Origin of the sequence: Streptomyces minutiscleroticus (assembly GCF_014650875.1) — a bacterium.
Taxonomy (GTDB): domain Bacteria; phylum Actinomycetota; class Actinomycetes; order Streptomycetales; family Streptomycetaceae; genus Streptomyces; species Streptomyces minutiscleroticus.
The window spans coordinates 47,835-64,473 of the sequence record NZ_BMVU01000036.1; the positions used below are offsets into that span (position 1 = coordinate 47,835).

Annotated in this window: 15 protein-coding genes; 12 read left to right on the forward strand and 3 right to left on the reverse strand. The window is 76.8% G+C overall.

Annotation, left to right across the window (positions count from 1 at the left end; all coding sequences use genetic code 11):
• Positions 1-60: 60 nt before the first annotated feature.
• From IE271_RS28185 to IE271_RS28210, 6 genes are all read left to right on the forward strand, one after another.
• Positions 61-1,059 (forward strand): UbiA family prenyltransferase, encoded by a 999-nt coding sequence (locus IE271_RS28185; RefSeq protein WP_190193272.1) that lies wholly within the window; start codon positions 61-63, stop codon positions 1,057-1,059.
• Positions 1,056-2,417, forward strand: coding sequence for an NAD(P)/FAD-dependent oxidoreductase (locus tag IE271_RS28190; RefSeq protein ID WP_190193273.1), 1,362 nt, complete (start codon positions 1,056-1,058; stop codon positions 2,415-2,417). Before IE271_RS28185 ends, IE271_RS28190 begins: the two co-directional genes overlap by 4 nt.
• Positions 2,404-3,996, forward strand: a complete 1,593-nt coding sequence (locus IE271_RS28195; RefSeq protein ID WP_229919603.1) for an AMP-binding protein — start codon at positions 2,404-2,406, stop codon at positions 3,994-3,996. The genes IE271_RS28190 and IE271_RS28195 overlap by 14 nt, the downstream gene beginning before the upstream one ends.
• A 194-nt stretch (positions 3,997-4,190) precedes the next feature.
• Entirely contained in the window at positions 4,191-5,012 is an 822-nt protein-coding gene (locus IE271_RS28200; RefSeq protein ID WP_190193274.1) for a class I SAM-dependent methyltransferase, read from the forward strand.
• Positions 5,009-6,700 carry a CoA transferase gene (locus tag IE271_RS28205; protein WP_190193275.1) on the forward strand — a complete coding sequence of 564 codons (1,692 nt, stop codon included), beginning with the start codon at positions 5,009-5,011 and terminating at the stop codon, positions 6,698-6,700. Before IE271_RS28200 ends, IE271_RS28205 begins: the two co-directional genes overlap by 4 nt.
• The gene (locus tag IE271_RS28210; protein ID WP_190193276.1) at positions 6,697-8,328 is read left to right on the forward strand and encodes a class I adenylate-forming enzyme family protein; all 1,632 of its coding nucleotides are present in this window, start codon (positions 6,697-6,699) and stop codon (positions 8,326-8,328) included. Before IE271_RS28205 ends, IE271_RS28210 begins: the two co-directional genes overlap by 4 nt.
• A gap of 406 nt (positions 8,329-8,734) precedes the next feature.
• On the opposite strand, the gene IE271_RS28215 is transcribed toward IE271_RS28210, so the two are convergent.
• A complete protein-coding gene (locus IE271_RS28215; protein ID WP_190193277.1) occupies positions 8,735-9,310 on the reverse strand; it encodes a TetR/AcrR family transcriptional regulator in 576 nt (191 codons plus the stop codon).
• Positions 9,311-9,382: 72 nt separating this feature from the next.
• On the opposite strand from IE271_RS28215, the gene IE271_RS28220 reads away from it, so the two are divergent.
• Both IE271_RS28220 and IE271_RS28225 read left to right on the forward strand, forming a co-directional pair.
• Positions 9,383-10,375, forward strand: a complete 993-nt coding sequence (locus IE271_RS28220; protein WP_190193278.1) for an NAD(P)-dependent alcohol dehydrogenase — start codon at positions 9,383-9,385, stop codon at positions 10,373-10,375.
• Positions 10,376-10,578: 203 nt separating this feature from the next.
• Positions 10,579-10,899, forward strand: a complete 321-nt coding sequence (locus IE271_RS28225; RefSeq protein WP_190193279.1) for an SCO4225 family membrane protein — start codon at positions 10,579-10,581, stop codon at positions 10,897-10,899.
• Positions 10,900-11,049: 150 nt separating this feature from the next.
• On the opposite strand, the gene ligA is transcribed toward IE271_RS28225, so the two are convergent.
• Positions 11,050-13,152, reverse strand: a complete 2,103-nt coding sequence (gene ligA / locus IE271_RS28230; protein WP_190193306.1) for an NAD-dependent DNA ligase LigA — start codon at positions 13,150-13,152, stop codon at positions 11,050-11,052.
• Positions 13,153-13,423: 271 nt separating this feature from the next.
• On the opposite strand from ligA, the gene IE271_RS28235 reads away from it, so the two are divergent.
• The 4 genes from IE271_RS28235 (at position 13,424) to IE271_RS28250 (ending at position 16,300) form a co-directional block, all read left to right on the forward strand.
• Positions 13,424-14,041 (forward strand): hypothetical protein, encoded by a 618-nt coding sequence (locus IE271_RS28235; RefSeq protein ID WP_190193280.1) that lies wholly within the window; start codon positions 13,424-13,426, stop codon positions 14,039-14,041.
• Positions 14,042-14,326: 285 nt separating this feature from the next.
• The gene (locus IE271_RS28240; RefSeq protein WP_190193281.1) at positions 14,327-14,968 is read left to right on the forward strand and encodes a class I SAM-dependent methyltransferase; all 642 of its coding nucleotides are present in this window, start codon (positions 14,327-14,329) and stop codon (positions 14,966-14,968) included.
• A gap of 529 nt (positions 14,969-15,497) precedes the next feature.
• Complete coding sequence (locus IE271_RS28245) at positions 15,498-15,686, forward strand: hypothetical protein (protein ID WP_190193282.1); 189 nt, start codon at positions 15,498-15,500, stop codon at positions 15,684-15,686.
• A gap of 170 nt (positions 15,687-15,856) precedes the next feature.
• Positions 15,857-16,300 carry a hypothetical protein gene (locus IE271_RS28250; protein WP_190193283.1) on the forward strand — a complete coding sequence of 148 codons (444 nt, stop codon included), beginning with the start codon at positions 15,857-15,859 and terminating at the stop codon, positions 16,298-16,300.
• A gap of 95 nt (positions 16,301-16,395) precedes the next feature.
• Here IE271_RS28250 and IE271_RS28255 read toward each other — a convergent pair whose 3' ends face one another.
• On the reverse strand, positions 16,396-16,626 hold the full coding sequence (locus IE271_RS28255; protein WP_190193284.1) for a hypothetical protein: 231 nt from the start codon (positions 16,624-16,626) through the stop codon (positions 16,396-16,398).
• Positions 16,627-16,639 lie beyond the last annotated feature (13 nt).

Consider the following 16,639-nt stretch of genomic DNA (forward strand, 5'->3'; position numbering starts at 1 on the left):
CGCACCGTCCCGTGCGCGTACTGCCACCGCCCGGACCCCACCCGAAGGAAGGCGGCATCCATGACCGACCACACCCACTCCCCCCACGCCCCGGTCCCCGTGCCCCGCGGCGCCCGCCCGGAGCGCAAGGTCCGCAGCTACGCCCGGCTGGGCAAGCTCGACGTGTACGACTACTACCTCGGTATGGCCGTGGTGGTCTTCGCGGTGGCGCTGCCCGCCGGGCACCTGGCCGCGGCCGCCGCACCGCTGGCGCTGTTCCTGGCCGGCGAGGTCTTCGTGATCATGGCGATGGTCGCCCTGGACGACGTGACCGGCTTCCGCGACGGCAGCGACGCCCACAACTACGGCCCGGACCACCCCCGCCGGAAGAGGCTGCGCAAGCCGCTGGTCGCGGGGACCCTCACCGTCCGCGAGGCGCTCGGGTTCGCCTGCATCACCGCCGCGGCCGGCGCCGCGCTGTGGGGCCTGGCCGCCGCGCTCGCACCGCACCGCCCGCTCTGGGCGCTGGCGGTGGTCGCGGGGACGTTCGTCACCGCCCTCCAGTACTCCTACGGGCTCAGGATCAGCTACCGCGGGTTCCAGGAGGTGTTCCTGGCCGCGCTCGGCGCCGCCCTGGTGGTCGCGCCGTACGGCCTGGTCACCGGCTCCTTCTCCGGGTTCGTCCTCGTGCAGGGCGTCCTGTTCGGCTTCGGCCCGCTGCTGTTCGGGGTCTACTCCAACACCAACGACGCCGGCGGGGACCGCGCCGCGGGGCGGCTGACCGTGGCCTCCGTGGCCACGCCCCGGGGCAACGCCGTCTTCGTCGGGGTCCTGTCGGCCGCCGAGTTCGCGCTCGGCGCGCTCGCCTCCGCGACCGGCCTCGCCCCGTGGTGGTTCGTGCTGTGGATGGCGCCGGTGACCGCGCTGCGCGTACGGCAGTACCTGACCGGCTTCCGGCACGGCGACATCATGCGGGCCCGCCGGCAGGGCTTCGTCGCGCACCGCGTCGCCACCGCGCTGCTGGCCGGCGCCAACCTGCTGGCCGCCTTCCTCGCCGCCGCACCGGGAGGCGCCGCATGACACCGCAGCTGGACGTGGCCGTGGTCGGAGCCGGCGTCGCCGGGCTGACCACCGCGCACGAACTGCGCCGCGCCGGCCTGACGGTGCGCGTCTACGAGGAGCAGCCGCACGTCGGCGGCCGTATGCACAGCTTCCGTCACGACGGCTGGACCGTCGACACCGGCGCCGAGCAGATCTCGCCGCACGGCTACCGCGCCACCTGGGAGCTGCTGGACCGGCTCGGTGTGCCGCGCGGCGACGTGCCGCGCATCGGCGCCGGTGTCGCCACCTGGCGCGCCGGCCGCGCCCACCCCGGGGTCGCGGACCGCCGCGCGGTGCTGACCGGCGCCGGGCTGTCCCCGCCCGCCCGCGCCGACCTGGCCCGGATGCTGGCCTGGGCCGCGCGCCGCCGGGCGGGCTTCGACGGCGACCGTCCCGAGCGGACGCCGCTGGGCACCGCCACCGTCGCGGAGTTCGCCGCCCGCTACCACCGGGACGTGCACGACTACCTGCTGCAGCCGCTGTGCGGCGCCTTCTTCGGCTGGGACACCGCACGCTCCACCGCGGCCCCGCTGGTCAGCCTGTTGCTGGCGGTGGGGCCCGCGGCCGGCTGGCGGACCTGCCGCGACGGGATGGACCTGCTCGCCCGCCGCCTGGCCGGCGGACTCGACGTGGTCACCGGCCGCGCCGTGCACCGGGTCGCCACCGGCCGCGACGGCGCCCGGCTGCACCTGGGGGACGAGACCGTCACCGCCCGCGCGGCGGTCCTGGCCGTGCCCGCCCCGGTCGCCGCCCGGCTGCACGCGGCCCCCGCCCCGGAGGAGGCCGCCTACCTGGCCGCCTGCGCCTTCACCCCCGTACTGAAGGTCAGCTGCCTGCTGGACCGGCCGCTCGCTCCCGCCTGCGGCCGTCCTGCGTACATCCTGCTCACCCCGCGGGCCGAGGACCGGGTGCTGTCGTGCGTCATCGCCGACCACGTCAAGCACCCGGGACGGGCACCGGCGGGCAAGGGCCTGCTGACCCTGATGGCCGACCCGCGCACCGTCCCCGGCCTGCTGCGCGCCCCGCACACCGAGGTCGTCGGCCGGCTCACCGCGGCGGCCCGGCGCTACGTCCCCGACCTGCCCTCGGCCGGACGGCAGTACTTCGTGCACGCCTTCACCCACGGCCTGCCCGAGGCGAGCGCGCGGGCGCTGCGGCTGCGGCCCGCCTTCATGGCGCGCGGCCCGCGCCCGGTGGAGTACGCCGGTGACTGGGTGATGCTGCGGCCCTCCAGCGAGGGCGCGGTGCGCTCCGGCGCCCTGGCCGCCTCCCGCGTCCTGGCCCGGCTCGGGCGGCGCATCCCGCGAGACGAGGAGTCGATCCGTGAAACCGCATGACATGGGCGTGCTGTTCGACCAGTGCGCCGAGCGCGGCACCGCCACCCGCGTCCGCCTGGACCGGCCCTTCGACCTCGCCCCGGACGGCGGGACCGACTACACCGTGGACGCGCTGGCCGCGCTGGTCGAGGACGCGGCGGGCCTGCTGGCCGCCGCCGGGGCGGGCCGCGGCGACCGGGTGGCGATCGTCAAGGACAACCACTGGGACTACGACCTGCTGGCCTGCGCGGCGGTGCGGCTGGGCGCGGTGCCCGCCCAGCTGTCCGCGCACCTGCCGCCCGCCACCCTCGCCGTGCTGCTGCACCGGCTGCGGCCCGCGCTGCTGGTGACCACCCGCGCCCTGCTGGAGCGCTGCCGCCGCGCGGACCGCGACCCGGCCCGCACCACCGGCGCCGTCCTGGCCCTCGACGGCCCGGCGCCCGGCGCCCTGGGCCCGGACGACGTCCGCGGCCGCCCTGCGCCCGGTCCCCGGCGCAGGCACGACGACGCCCCGCTGGTGATCAACCACACCTCGGGCACCACCGGCGTACCCAAACTGGTGGTCCACTCCACCCGCACCATCATCGGCAAGCTGGCCCGCTTCGAGGCCGTGCGCTATCCCCGCGTCGGGCTGCGCCGCGACGACGTCCTGGCCAACGCCAGCTCCTTCGCCCACGGCCGCACCTTCTGCTGGACCGCCAGCGTGCTGTGCCTGGCCCCGCGCGCCCTGACCGTCCTCAGCCGCCCCGACCCGCACTCCGCCGACCCGCTGCTGCGCGCCCACCCGCCGACCGTCGTGGAGGCCCTGCCCGCCACCTACGTGCGCCTGCGGCCGCTGACCCGGCGCCTGGACAACGCCTTCCGCGACGTACGGCTGTTCGTCAGCACCTACGACGCCGTGCATCCGCCCACCCTGCGCGCCTACCTTCGGGCCAGCGCGCACCGCGCCCCGGTGTGGATGCAGGGCTGGGGGCAGACCGAGACCGGGCCGCTGACCTTCCGCTTCCACACCCGCCGCTCGCTGCGCCCGCCGGGAGCCGACGCCGACGCGCGCGGTCTGGGCCGGCCCGTGCCGGGCAGGACGCGGCTGCGGGTCGTCGACCCCGACACCCTGCGTCCGCTGCCGCGCGGCCGCCCGGGCCTGCTGCTGGCCCGCACCCCCGCCCGCGCCCTGGGCTACGTCGGCGAGGACGACCGGTGGGAGGCCAAGCGCGTCGGCCGCTGGTGGAGCACCGGCGACCTCGGCGTCCACCACCGCGACGGCAGCGTCGAGCTCCTGGACCGCGAGGTGGACCGCGCCCAGCGGCTGAGCTGCCTGCGCACCGAGGACCTGCTGGAGGACCGGCTCCCGGAGGCCCTGGAGGTCGTCCTGCTGGCCCGGCCCGGCGAGGCGCCGCTGCCGGTGGTCGTCACCGAGGACGGCGCCCTGGACGCCGGGCGGTGGCGCGGCGCGGTGGCCGGCCTGCCGCCGCTGCAGCCGCCCATGGTGCTCACCTGGCCGCAACTGCCGCGCACCGGCACCGGCAAGGTGCGCCGCACCGCGCTGCTGCGGCAGCTGACCGGACGCACCGACACCTGCGGCTCCGGCCGGTGGACCTGACCGGACACACCGACACCGGCGGACCCGACCAGTGAACTCCCCGGACACACCTGCACCTGCGGATCCGGCCGGTGGACCCGACCGGACCGCCGCCCGCCCGGGCCCCGCTGTCCCACCCTCCGAGTGGCCGGAGGGAACGTCACGGCAGGTCCCGCCCCCTCCCCACACACGGACACGCGACGGAAGGCATTCCCGTGCAGCCCCTGGCACCCGCTTCCCGCTACTGCTTCGAGAACGACCCGGCCCTGCTCGGCGCGCAGCACCGCTGCCTGGCCGCCGCCTACGACCCGATCACGCTGCCCCGGCTGGCCGCCGCCGGCGTCACCGCCGGCTGGCGCTGCCTGGACGCCGGCTCGGGCGGCGGCAGCGTGGCCCGCTGGCTCGCCGCCCGCGTCGGGCCCACCGGCCACGTGCTGGCCACCGACCTCGTACCGCCCGCGCCCCCGCCGAGCCCCCACCCGCGGCTGACCGTGGCCGCCCACGACATCCGGCACGACCCGCTGCCCGAGGCCGCCTTCGACCTGATCGTCGCCCGGCTGCTGCTGCAGCACCTGCCCGAGCGGCTCGAGGTGCTCGACCGCCTGGTCCGGGCCCTGGCGCCGGGCGGCCTGCTGCAGGTCGACGAGCTCGACACCTCCTACGAGCCGCCCCTGCTCACGCCCGACGGGCGGGCGGCGCGCCTGTACACGAAGTTCCTGGCCGCCCGGTCGGCGGTGTTCCGGGCGGCGGGCGGCGATCCGCACTGGGGCCGGCACGCCCCGGCCGCCCTGCGCGCCGCCGGCCTGACCGACCTCGACCCGCAGCCGCACATCCTGCTGCGCAGCGCCGGGTCGGCCGTCCTGGAGCTCCAGGTGCACCACACCCACCACCTGCGCGAGCAGCTGATCGCCGCGGGCATGACCGAGGACGAACTGCACCGGGTGCGGTCCCTGATGCGCCATCCGTCCTTCTGCGCCGCCTCCAGCGTCCTGTACTCCGTCCAGGGCCGTCGCCCGCGCGCGGACGAGGCCCCGTGATCGCCCCGGCCGTCGCGGCCGACGTCGCCGCCCGGCTGCTGCGGCCCGTCGCCGCCGACACCTCCGCGGTCGACTGCCACATCGGCTGGGCCGGGCCGATCGCCCTGCCCCTGGGCGACGAGCGGGCCGTCCAGGCCGCCTGCGGCATCATGCACGTCCACGGCCGGGCGGCGGGCCGCCCCGTCCCGCTGGCCGTCGACTACGCCACCGCCACCGCCGGCGTGCTGGCCGCGCAGGGCGTGCTCGCCGCGCTGATCGCCCGCGCCCGCGGGGCACGGACGTACGGGGTGCGCACCTCGGTGGGGCAGGCGGCCCTGCTGGCGCTGGCCCAGTACCTGGCGGCCGCCACCACCGACGACGGCCCGGCGGAGCCGCCCGGCCGCGGCACCGCCACCTTCACCAGCGCCGACGGGGTGCGCTTCGAGTGCGAGACGTTCGACCCGCTGCGCTGGCGCGGCTTCTGGGACCGGCTCGGCGCGGACCGGACCGCGGCCGCCCAGGGCTGGCGGCCCTTCCAGCAGCGCTTCGCCACCGCCACCTGCCCGCTGCCCACCGCCCTGCACACCGCCGCCGGGCGGGCCGCCTTCTCCGCCGTCCGCGCGGCCGCCGACGAGGCCGGGGTCAGCGTGGTGGCGGTGCGCGGCGACCCGGGCCCGCCGGACGTCCCGCCGTTCGCCCTCACCGCGCGGTGCGGCCCCGGCCCCGACCCCCGCGCCCGCGGCGGCGGGAGCGCGGGCCCCACCCCCGACCGGCCGCTGGAGGGCGTACGGGTCGTCGAGTCCACCCGCCGGGTGCAGGGCCCCCTGGCCGGGCACGTCCTGCACCTGCTCGGCGCCGACGTGCTGCGCATCGAACCCCCCGGCGGCGATCCGATGCGCGGCGTCCCGCCCATCGCCGGGCGCTGCTCGGCCCGCTTCAGCGCCCTGAACGCCGGCAAGACCACCACCGAGATCGACCTGACCACCGCGTCCGGCCGCCGGGCCGTGCACGACCTGGTGGCCACCGCCGACGTCTTCCTGCACAACTGGGCCCCGGGCAAGGCCGCGCACTGGCGGCTGGACGCCGACGACCTGCACGCCACCCGGCCCGGCCTGGTCTACGCGGCGGCCTCCGGGTGGGGCGACCGCATGCCCCACCCGCCTCCGCTGGGCACCGACTACCTCGTCCAGGCGCACAGCGGTCTGGCCGCCGCCGTGCGCTGTGCCGACGAGCCGCCCGCCCCCTCCCTGATGACCCTCACCGACCTGCTGGGCGGCCTGGTCTGCGGCCACGGGATCCTGGCCGCGCTGCTCACCCGGACCCGTACCGGGGGCGGCTGCCGGGTGGACTCCAGCCTGCTGTCCGCCGCCGCCGTCCTGCCGCGTCCGCCCCAGCGGCCCCGTTTCACACCGCTGGACCGCCCCGCCCGCACCCTCGACGGGTACCTCCAGCTCGGCCCGGCCGCCCGCACCCAGCTCCAGCGCACCGCGCACGCCGTCGGCCTCGCCGCCTCGGCCGGTCCGAACGAGGTCCTGGCCCGGCTGTCCAACCGGCCCACCCGGCTGTGGCTGCACCGGCTGGCCGAGGCCGGTCTCCACGCCACCGCGGTCTGCACGGACCTGCGCGCCCTGGTCCAGGACCCGCGCTTCCACCGCGCCCTGGCCACCGCCGACCACGCCGTCCCCCGCGCCCCCTGGGAATTCGCATGACCACTGTCTGGACCTCCAACAACGGCCTGGCGATCCGCGACCTGGTGCCCGCCGCCGACCGCCGTGCCTGGGTCGCCCGCGGCCACTGCCCCGACCGCGACCTGTACAGCCTGTTCGCCGAGCACGTGCGCCGCCACCCGCGCCGCCAGGCCGTCGTCGACCCGTCCGGCGCCCTGGACTACCGGACCCTGGACCTGTGCGTGCGGCGCATCGCCGGGCGGCTGCGCGACGCCGGCCTCGACCACCGCGACGTCGTCGCCCTGCGCCTGCCCAACGGCCGCGACGCGGTGGCCGCCGAACTGGCCGTGGCCGCCCTCGGCGCCGTGGCCCTGCCCTACCCCGCGGGGCCCGGCACCCGCGACACCCTCAGCCTGCTGCGCCGCTCCCGCGCCCGCGGCGCCGTCCTCGCCGATCCGGCCGACCTCGCCCTGCGCCACCGGCTGCCGGACCTGCGGGCCGTGTTCTCCTTCGGCCCCCGCGGGCCCGGCGTCCGCTCGCTGTGCGCACCGGGCCCGCCGCTGCGCCCCCGGCCCGTCGCCCCGGAGGCCCCGGCCCGCATCCTGGTCTCCTCCGGCACCGAGTCCGAGCCGAAGATGGCCGCCTACTCCCACAACGCCATGGCCGGGGGCCGCGCCAACTACCTGCGCGCCCTGAAGCGCCGTCCCGGGCCCATGCGCAATCTGCTCCTCGTCCCCCTGGCCTCCTCCTACGGCTCCTGCGGCACCTATGTCACCCTCGCCGCCCTCGGCGGCACCCTGATCCTGCAGGACTCCCACGACCCCGCCACCACCTGGGACACCATCGCCCGGCACCGGCCGACCCACCTGTTCGCCGTCCCCACCCTGCTGCGTCGCCTGGCCGACCACCCCGCGCGCCCCGGCGAGGACGCCGGGAGCCTGCACGCCCTCGTCTCCAGCTGCACCGCCCTGCCGGAGACCACCGCCGCCGCCTGCCGGGACCGCTTCCACCGGCCCCTGATCACCGTGTACGGGTCCACCGACGGCGTGAACTGCCACACCGGCGCCACCGGGCTCGGGCCCGGGACCGGCACCGGGCGCCCCGACCCCGCGGTCGCCGCCATCCGCGTCCTCGACGACCAGGACCGCGAACTGCCGCCCGGCCGCCCCGGCCGGATCTGCGCCCGGGGCCCGATGACCCCGCTCAGCTACGTCGCCGACCCCGGTCTGGACGCCATGTGGCGCACCGCCGACGGCTGGGTCCGCACCGGCGACCGCGGCTGCCTCGACGACCGCGGCCGGCTGCACCTGCTCGGCCGTACGGCCGAGGTCGTCGACCGCGGCGGCTACAGCATCAGCCCCGCCCAGGTCGAGCGGGAGCTGGGCACCCACCCGGCCGTCGCCGAGGTCGTCTGCGTCCCCGTCCCGGACGCCGACCTGGGCCAGCGCCTGTGCGCCTGCGTCCGCCAGGTCCCCGGCAGCCGCCCCCTGGCCCTGGCGGACCTCACCTCCTACCTGGAGGACCGCCGCGGCCTGGAACGCCGCAAGCTCCCCGAACTCCTGCTGCCCGTCGCCGACATGCCCCTCACCGCCACCGGCAAGATCTGCCGCCGCACCCTGACCTCCCTGGCCGCCGACCACCACGCGGGCACCGGCCGGACCTGCCGCTAGAACCCCCGCCCCCGGACCTCCCGCCGCCGGGCACGGCCGCACGGGCCCGTCGCCACTCGAACGTGCCGACGCCGCCCTCCGCCGCGGCCACCGCCTCCGGTCGGCCGAGGTCGTCGGGGCCGAGCCCGACGGCCTCGGCCGGCCGGGGCGCGGGATCGAGCGGCGTGGGAAGGGCGCTCAGGCGGCCCCGCCGGCCGGCGGGGCCGTGGGAGGTGTGCACGGGTCTCCTTGCGGTGGGAGGGACGGGCCGGGGACGGCGGGTTCCGGCCGCCGGGCCGCCGGCGGACCGGTACGGGTCCTGCCGGACGGGCCGCCGCCGGCCGATCGCCCGTGTGCCCGGCGGCGGTGCGGGCGATCACCGGTGCCCGCACCGTGTGTCCGCCGGCGGGCACCGCGCCGAGGGCCGTCAGCGGGACGGTGCCGTGAAGGACCGCAGGACCATGTCGACGTAGCGGCGGGAGGCGGCCCGCGGGGCCGGTCCCGCGGCGGCGATCACACCGGCGTTGCCCGCGACGAGCAGGCAGAACTCCGCCCGGCCGACGTCGCGGCGCAGCGTACCCGCGGTGTGGGCCCGGCCGATCAGGGCGTCGATGCGGCCGATCTCGTCCCGGAACCGTTCGAGGTTCTCGCCGCTGCGGTCCGTCAGCACCCGGGCGGTGAACCCCTTGTCGTGCACCTGATCCTCGCAGAGCCGTGCGAGCGCGTGCCGCAGGGCCCGCCAGGGGTCCGGATGCCGTTCGACGTGCTCCAGCATCCTGCGGCACTCGGCGTGCTGGTCGGCGAACGCGGCGTTCACGAGGTCCTCGCGGGTCGGGAACCGCCGGTAGAGCGTGGCGAGGCCGACCCCGGCCCGGCGGGCGACCCGGCCGGCGGGGACGTCCGTACCGGCTTCGGAGAACACCGCCCGCGCGGCGGCGACGATCTTCGCCCGGTTCCGTTCGGCGTCGGCGCGCAACGGCGTGGCCTGCTGAGACGGTTCCACGGCGGTTCCTCTCACTTGTCCGCCGGCGCGGCGGTTCGCGGTCGCGCCGGAGATACGTTGCGGCTCCACCGTATGCCGCTCCCCGGAGGTGCCACCGTGCTGGCCGCCCGCTACCACCGCTACGGACCGCCCGAGGTCCTGCAGATCGACGACGTGCCCGTCCCCGAGCCGCGGGCCGGTCAGGTCCTGGTGCGCGTGCACGCCACGAGTGTCAACGGCGGCGATCTGCACGCCCGCTCGGGGAGGCTGCGGTTCCTCGCCCGCGGGCGGTTCCCGCTGGGCACCGGGCTCGACGTGGCGGGGGAGGTCGTCCGCACGGGCCGCGGGGTGACGGACCCGGCGCCCGGCGACCGTGTGTGGGGTGTGCTGCCGCGCTCCACCGTGTCCGGCCCGCTGGGCGCGGCCGCCGAGTTCGTGGTGGCCGACGCGGCGCGGCTGTCCCGGGCCCCCGGGAACCTCGACCCGGTCGAGGCGGCCGCGCTCCCCGCGGTGGGAACGACGGCGGTCACCGCCCTGCTCACGCACGGCCGGCTGCGCGCCGGGCAGCGGCTGCTCGTACGCGGCGCGGCCGGCGGGGTGGGCAGCGCCGCGGTCGTCCTGGGCCACGCGCTCGGCGCGCACGTCACCGCGCTCGCCCGGGGCTCCGTGCTCGACGCGGTCCGCGGCCTGGGCGCCGACGAGGCATTCGACCACCGCACGGTGGCACCCGGCGACCTCGGCCGCTTCGACCTCGTCCTGGACACCGCCGGCGGCCGTGGGCTGTCCGTCTGGCACGGCCTGCTGGGACCGCGCGGCCGGATGGTCGCCATCGCGCCGACCTCGCCCGCGAGTATCGCCGCGATCCTCCTGTCGACCGTGCACGGGCCGCGCCGGATGCGGTTCTTCAGCGGCGATCCGCGCCGCGCCGACCTCGACGCGCTCACCGCCCACGCGGTACGCGGCGACCTCCGGCCGGTCGTCGCGGCCGTGCACCCCCTGGACCGGATCGCCGACGCGCACCGGGCGCTGGAGGCGGGTGGCGGCGTCGGCAAGCACGTCGTGCGCGTCCTGCCCGCGTCCGGCTGACGCCCCTCGCCGGCGTGGGGCGAGGAGAGGGAGCGAGGAGGGGCCGAGGGACCGGCAGGAGGCCGGGGGAGCCGGGGGGGCGGGCGTGCGTGGCACACGGTGGGCGGTGGCACTCACCGCGGACATGAGTGCGGGTACTCAGGCGGACGCCGCCGCGCGGTGCGACCGTGGGACACCCACCGACGACATCCAGGAGGCACGGCATGGCCGCTTCGTCCCGCTCCCTCACCACGGCGTTCCGCCACTGCCTGCTCAACCCGGTGGCCCTGGGCTACCTGGCGCTGGTGGCGGCCGTGTGGGTCTGGATCGGTGTGGACCTGCTGTTCGTCGACCACCAGGACGCGAGCTTCGCCGCCGTGTGGGGCTTCCTCGTGACGGCTCCGGCCTCCCTGCTGTTCCTGACGCTGCCGGGTCCCGCCGTCTGGGCCGGCGTCGCCGTCGCCGCGGTCGTCCAGGCGGCCGTGCTCGGCGCCGCGTACCGCGGGTTCGCCGGGCGCCTCCGGCACCGCGCCGGCACCGTCTGACGACCGGCCGCGGCGACCGGGGCGGGAGCGGGGACGCGAACGACCGGGGCACGGCACGGGCCGGGGCGGTGCCTGCTCCGCCCCCGCCCCCGCCAGGTCCCGCCCCCGCCAGGTCCCGTTCCCGCCAGGCCCCGTTCCCGGCCCGTCCCGTCAGTCGAGCAGGTCGGCGACGAGCTCGGCGAACTCGTCGGGCGTCATCACACGGACGCCGAGCGACTCGGCCTTGGCCCGCTTCGAGCCCGCGCCCTCTCCGGCGACGACGAGGCTCGTGCGCGCGGAGACGCTTCCGGAGGACTTCCCGCCGGCCCGCTCGACGAGTTCGTTCATCCGATTGCGGCCCAGCTGCTCCAGCGGGCCCGTCATCGCTCCGGTGACCACGACCTTCATGCCGTCCAGCGGTCCCGCGGCGGAGGGCTCCCGGTCGCCGTCGCCGGCCTCCTGAGCCGGGGCGGGCGGCGTGGCCCCCGGTTCGGTCATGTTGACCCCTGCCGCGGCCAGCTCGTCGATCAGGCCGGCGAGCGCGGCCAGTTCGGCGACGATGACCGGGGCCTTCTCCGGGCCGATGCCCTCGACCCGCTGCATCGCCTCCGCGTCCGCGGCGCGGATCGCGTCCATGGTCGCGAAGTGCCGGGCGATCCGCCGGGACATGGAGCGGCCCGTGCCCCGCACCCCCAGCGCGCACAGCACCCGTGACAGAGGCCGCGTCTTCGCGGTCCCGATCGCGGCCAGCAGGTTGTCGGTGCTGGTCTCCCCCATGCGCTCCAGGGCGAGCAACTGCTCGCGGGTGAGGGCGAACAGGTCGGCCAGGCTCGTGACGAGGCCGGCCTCGACGAGCTGGACGACACGGGTGTGGCCCAGGCCCTCGATGTCGAGCTGGTCGCGCCCCGCGGCGTAGGACAGGGACGCCACGAGGTGGCAGTCGCGGCCCCGCTCGCAGCGCCAGCGCTGCTCGCTGGTGTCGATGCCCGAGCCGCACTGCGGGCACTCGGCCGGGAAGGCGACGGGCTGCTCCTCGCCGGTGCGCAGGTGGGCGACGGGGGCCTCGATGCGGGGGATGATGTCACCGGCCTTGTAGACCATGACGTGGTCGCCGAGCCGCAGGTCGCGGCGGGTGATGTCGGCCGGGTTGTGGAGGGTGGCGTAGGTGACGGTGGACCCGTCGATCTCCACGGGCTCCAGTACGGCACGCGGGGCGATGATGCCGGTACGGCCCACGTTCCACTCGACGCCGAGCAGTCGGGTGATCTTCTCGACGGCCGGGAGCTTGAAGGCGACCGCCCAGCGCGGGGCGCGCGAACCGGAGCCGGCGGCCCGCTGGTCGGCGGCGAGGTCCGCCTTGACGACGATGCCGTCGATGCCGAACGGCAGCTCGGCGCGGAGCGCGGCGATCTCCTTGACCCGTGCGAGCACCTGCTCGACGGAGTCGGCCACCGTGCCGGGGACGCGGGTGCTCGCGGGGGTGTTGATCCCGAGCGCGGCGGCCCGGTCCATGAGCGCGCCGTGAGCCGCCTCGGACAGCTCGTCGGCGAGCGCGCCCGCGGTGTCGGGCAGCGGCAGCAGACCGTAGGCGAAGAACGTCATCGGGACCGTGTAGGCGCGGTCCTTGGCGCGCAGGGTGCCCGCGGCGGCGTTGCGCGGATTGGCGAACGGCTCGCCGCCGTGCTCGGTGCGGACCTGGTTGGCGTACTCGAACTGGGCGGTGGTCATGAGGACTTCGCCCCGCACCTCGAGTGTGACCGGCTCGGCGAGCACCTTCGGCAGGCCCTCGACGGTGCCGATCGCGCGCGAGACGTCCTCCCCGGCCGTCCCGTCGCCGCGGGTGACGAGCTGCCGCAGGCGGCCGTCGCGGTAGCGGGCCGCGATCGCCAGGCCGTCCAGCTTCGGCTGCACGTTCCAGCGGGTCACCTCGTGGCCGATGCGGCGGGCCACCGAGGCGGTCCACGCGGTGAACTCCTCGTCGGAGAACACGTTGTCCAGGCTCAGCATCGGCTGCGTGTGCGGCACGTCGCCCTCGACCGCGCCGCCCGCCACCTTCCCGACCGGCGAGTCCGGCAGCACGTGGTCCGGGTGCCGCTCCTCGTACGCGGCGATCGCGCGGACGAGTCTGTCGTAGGAGTCGTCGTCCAGCGCCGACGTGCCGCCGTCGTAGTACGCCGCGGCGGCCCGCGTCGCCTCCTCGACGGCCCGCGCGTACGCGGCGGAGTCGGGCAGCACGGAGGGCAGGACACTCGAAGTCGTCGTCATGCCCGTCATCCTGCCTGTCACCACTGACAACACGGTTCGGCGGCGGGACGGAACGCCGTACTGCGGACCTTGTCGCACGCCGGTGACGATCGGGACCGTTCTGTGGCGACCGCCCGGGGCAACGCAAAGGGCGCGTGGCGGGTCGTACAGGGTGAGGAAACCGCGCGGGGCGGACCGGTCCGCCCCGTACCGCCTCACATCACACCGTGTCGCACCGCGGCACATCGCGCTGCGTCACGGTGCACCGCACTGCGCCGAGAACGACCGACATGGGGGAAACATGCACAAGACGAAGCGAGGCAGCCGGTTCGCGGTCACCGCGCTCGCGGCCGCGGCCGCCGTCGCCGCGGTGGCCGTCCCGGCCGCCGCCGTCCCTGCGGACTCCGGCACTCCCCGGTTCCTGGAGCCGGCCGAGCTGCCGCCGCACCCGTCCTCCCCGTGGTACGCCGGGGAGGTCACCGCCGGACAGCCCGACCCGCTGCCGATGTGCGTGGGCGCGGCGCTGCCGTCCACCGCCTCCCACCGCGACTACCGGACCGAGTACGACACCAGCGCCCAGCAGGTCACGGTGGTGGAGCGCAGCGCACAGCGCGCCGAGGACCTCACGGCCCTGCTGCGCGAGGACCTCGACGACTGCGCGCGGAAACTGATGGAGCAGTACCCGGACATCACCGCGACGCAGAAGTACTACGGCCGGCTGAACGTCGAGGAGGGCGCCCACGTCTACGGCTTCCACACCGCTTCCACGTGGGGCTCCTCCGACATCAACCTGTTCTCGGTGGGCCGGGACGGCAGGACCGTGACCGTCGTCCGGTGGGGGCAGATGGGCAACTTCGCACACGCCCGGGTGGCCGACTTCAAGGCCACCACGGTCACGGCCGTGAACAAGCTCGGCTGACCGCCACGGTCCGTACCGCGTGGGGCGCCGCACCGAGGTGCGGCGCCCCATACCCGTGCCCGTGCCCGTGCCCGTGTTCCGCGCTCCGGGCCCCACGGCCGTGACCACGCCCCGCAGCCGTCGCCGCGCCCCGCGCCGTGGCGGCGCCCGGCGACCGTTGCGGAAACGGCAAAGTCCCTTTGCCGTCGGGTCCGGTCCGGTTCAGGCTTCTCCTCGTGGACGCCTCGCCCGCGGGCGCACGGCGTCCCGGCCTCCGCCGAACCCACCGCCGTACCGGGAGACACCATGTCCGCCACGCCCTCGCCCCAGCAGCCCGCCGACTTCTGGGAGGCCCGTTACCGTGACAGCGGCCGTGTGTGGAGCGGTCGCCCGAACGCCCTGCTCGTGCGCGAGGCGTCCGAGCTGACGCCCGGGACCGCCCTCGACCTGGGCTGCGGCGAGGGCGCGGACGCGGTGTGGCTCGCCTCGCGCGGCTGGCGGGTCACCGGCGTCGACATCTCCGCCACCGCGCTCGCGCGGGCCGCCGCCCACGCGGCCGACGCCGGGGTCGGCGACCGGGTCTCCTGGGAGCGCCACGAACTGGGCGACAGCTTCCCTCAGGGCGTCTACGACCTGGTGAGCACCCACTATCTCCAGTCCCCGGTGCGGCTGGAGCAGGACAAGGTGCTGCGGCAGGCGGCCGAGGCGGTCGCCGACGGCGGCACACTGCTGATCGTCCTGCACGCCGGCTGGCCCTCGTGGCAGAGCGAGCCGCCCTTCGAGGCGGAGTTCCCCACACTGGACGGTGTGCTCTCGCGGCTCGGACTGCCCGCCCCCGGCTGGACGGTGGAGACCTCGGAGAGGGTGCGCAGGCCCAGCGTCTCCCCCGACGGCGTCGAGGGCCACCGGGAGGACAACGTGTGGCGGATCAGGCGCACCGGCGCCTGAGGAAGCGCCCAGGAAGCGGGTCGGGCCCGACCCGGTCGACGGCGGGCCGGGCCCGCGACCAGGGCCCGGCAGATCCCCCGGCCGTGCCGGGCGGCCGGCGCCGTGTCGCCGATGTCCGTCGCACCTTCGACGGCACGCACCCCGGCAAGTGGTTTCCGGGACGGTCGCACCGGCTTCCCGGAACCGTGGCATCCACGAAGTGCCCTGGGTTCCGGGGCGTGGTGGAGCGGACCCGGGATGATCTACGGTGCGTCCGTGGACATGGGGACGCTCATGGGCACGGGACTGGGCGCGGTGGTGGGAGTCGGCTCCACACCGATCGCCGACCGTGTGCGCTGGAGACGCGACGAGGCCGCGCGGCAGCAGGAGCTGAAGCGCCAGCTCTACGGGGAGTGCCTGTCGGCGCTCACCCGCACCCGCAGCGAGCCCAAGGACCTCGTCCGGCAGCCCCGGCCTCTCGGCGGCCGATCGGTCCCACCGGGCCGCCGAGCTGTACCGGGAGGGCGGCGCGTACGAACTGCGGTACCGCATGGCCATCACCGCGCCCCAGCGGGTCGTCGGGCGTTCCGACGACGCGCTGAGGAGATGGCGCGACGTGCGGGACAGGATCCAGGAGGACGCGGCGCGCGACCGGCTGGACGCGGAGTTCAACCGGCTCATCGAGGCCGTCAGGGGGCTGCGGGACGCCATGCGGGCGGACCTGGGGACGCCTGGATGACCCGGCCGCCGGAAAGCGGGACGAACTCCGCCGTACCGGCCGGCAGGGTCCGGTGGCGGGGATCGGTGGGAGAATTCCCGCTCGGGGGCCACCCGGCCCCGGGGCCGGGTGGCGGCCGGCGCGTCGCGCGCCCCGCCGGCGGGCGGCCAGGACGGGAAGGAAGCACCAGCATGATGGACTGGGTACCCCTCGGCAACGGAGCCAGGCCCGTGCCCCAACCCGTTGCCACCCCTCTGGTCTGGGCCGCCGCCTTCGGCGGTGCGCTCGTGCTGGTCGCCGTCCTCAACACCGTGGTGGGCCCGGACCGCCCCGCGTACGCCCTGACCGCGCTGTCCGTGCTGGCCGCCGTCCTGGGCCTGTGCGCGCGCTTCACCGCCGCCCCCGGCACCGCCCTGCTGTGCTGGCTGTTCCTCAACGGCTTCGCCATACCGCCCGCCGGCATCCTCACGTGGACCGCGCACCGTGACACCGTGTGGCTCGTCTGCCTGTTCGGCGCCGCCCTCGTCGGCACCTGTCTCGCCCGCGTGGTGAACGCCCACGCCGCCTACCGCCGGCTGACCGCCGGGGGCGGCCCGGCCGCGCCGCGGGCGGACGACCCGCTGCCCGGCCCCTGACCTCGCAGCACCGCGCGCGGCGCGTACGGCACCGGACGCCGGCCCGCCGTACGCCGGCCGTCGCCGGGAAGGCGCGGTCCGGCGGGGGACGGGGCTCAGCCGCCGTCGCCCCGGGTGTCCCCGTCGGACTCCTCGTCCGCCTCCACGCCCTCCAGGGGGTTGCCCGCCGACGTGCCGCGGCCCTGCTGGTAGCCCTCCTTCGCACTCGCCGTGCCCGGCACCGTGCGCTCCCGGGACTGGCTCTCGGAACCCGAGTGGGCGCCGGGCTCCTCCGGGTCCCGCGCCCGCTCGTACCCGTCCTCCCGGGAATCCCTGTGGCCGGTCATCTCCGTACCTCCG

Bases quoted from the DNA above. Each gene is read 5' to 3' on its own strand.
- IE271_RS28185 (WP_190193272.1), top strand. From the start codon at position 61: ATGACCGACCACACCCACTCCCCCCACGCCCCGGTCCCCGTGCCCCGC.
- IE271_RS28245 (WP_190193282.1), top strand. From the start codon at position 15,498: ATGGCCATCACCGCGCCCCAGCGGGTCGTCGGGCGTTCCGACGACGCG.
- IE271_RS28255 (WP_190193284.1), bottom strand. From the start codon at position 16,626: ATGACCGGCCACAGGGATTCCCGGGAGGACGGGTACGAGCGGGCGCGG.
- IE271_RS28250 (WP_190193283.1), top strand. From the start codon at position 15,857: ATGATGGACTGGGTACCCCTCGGCAACGGAGCCAGGCCCGTGCCCCAA.
- IE271_RS28225 (WP_190193279.1), top strand. From the start codon at position 10,579: ATGGCCGCTTCGTCCCGCTCCCTCACCACGGCGTTCCGCCACTGCCTG.
- IE271_RS28210 (WP_190193276.1), top strand. From the start codon at position 6,697: ATGACCACTGTCTGGACCTCCAACAACGGCCTGGCGATCCGCGACCTG.
- IE271_RS28240 (WP_190193281.1), top strand. From the start codon at position 14,327: ATGTCCGCCACGCCCTCGCCCCAGCAGCCCGCCGACTTCTGGGAGGCC.
- IE271_RS28235 (WP_190193280.1), top strand. From the start codon at position 13,424: ATGCACAAGACGAAGCGAGGCAGCCGGTTCGCGGTCACCGCGCTCGCG.
- IE271_RS28220 (WP_190193278.1), top strand. From the start codon at position 9,383: ATGCCGCTCCCCGGAGGTGCCACCGTGCTGGCCGCCCGCTACCACCGC.
- ligA (WP_190193306.1), bottom strand. From the start codon at position 13,152: ATGACGGGCATGACGACGACTTCGAGTGTCCTGCCCTCCGTGCTGCCC.
- IE271_RS28190 (WP_190193273.1), top strand. From the start codon at position 1,056: ATGACACCGCAGCTGGACGTGGCCGTGGTCGGAGCCGGCGTCGCCGGG.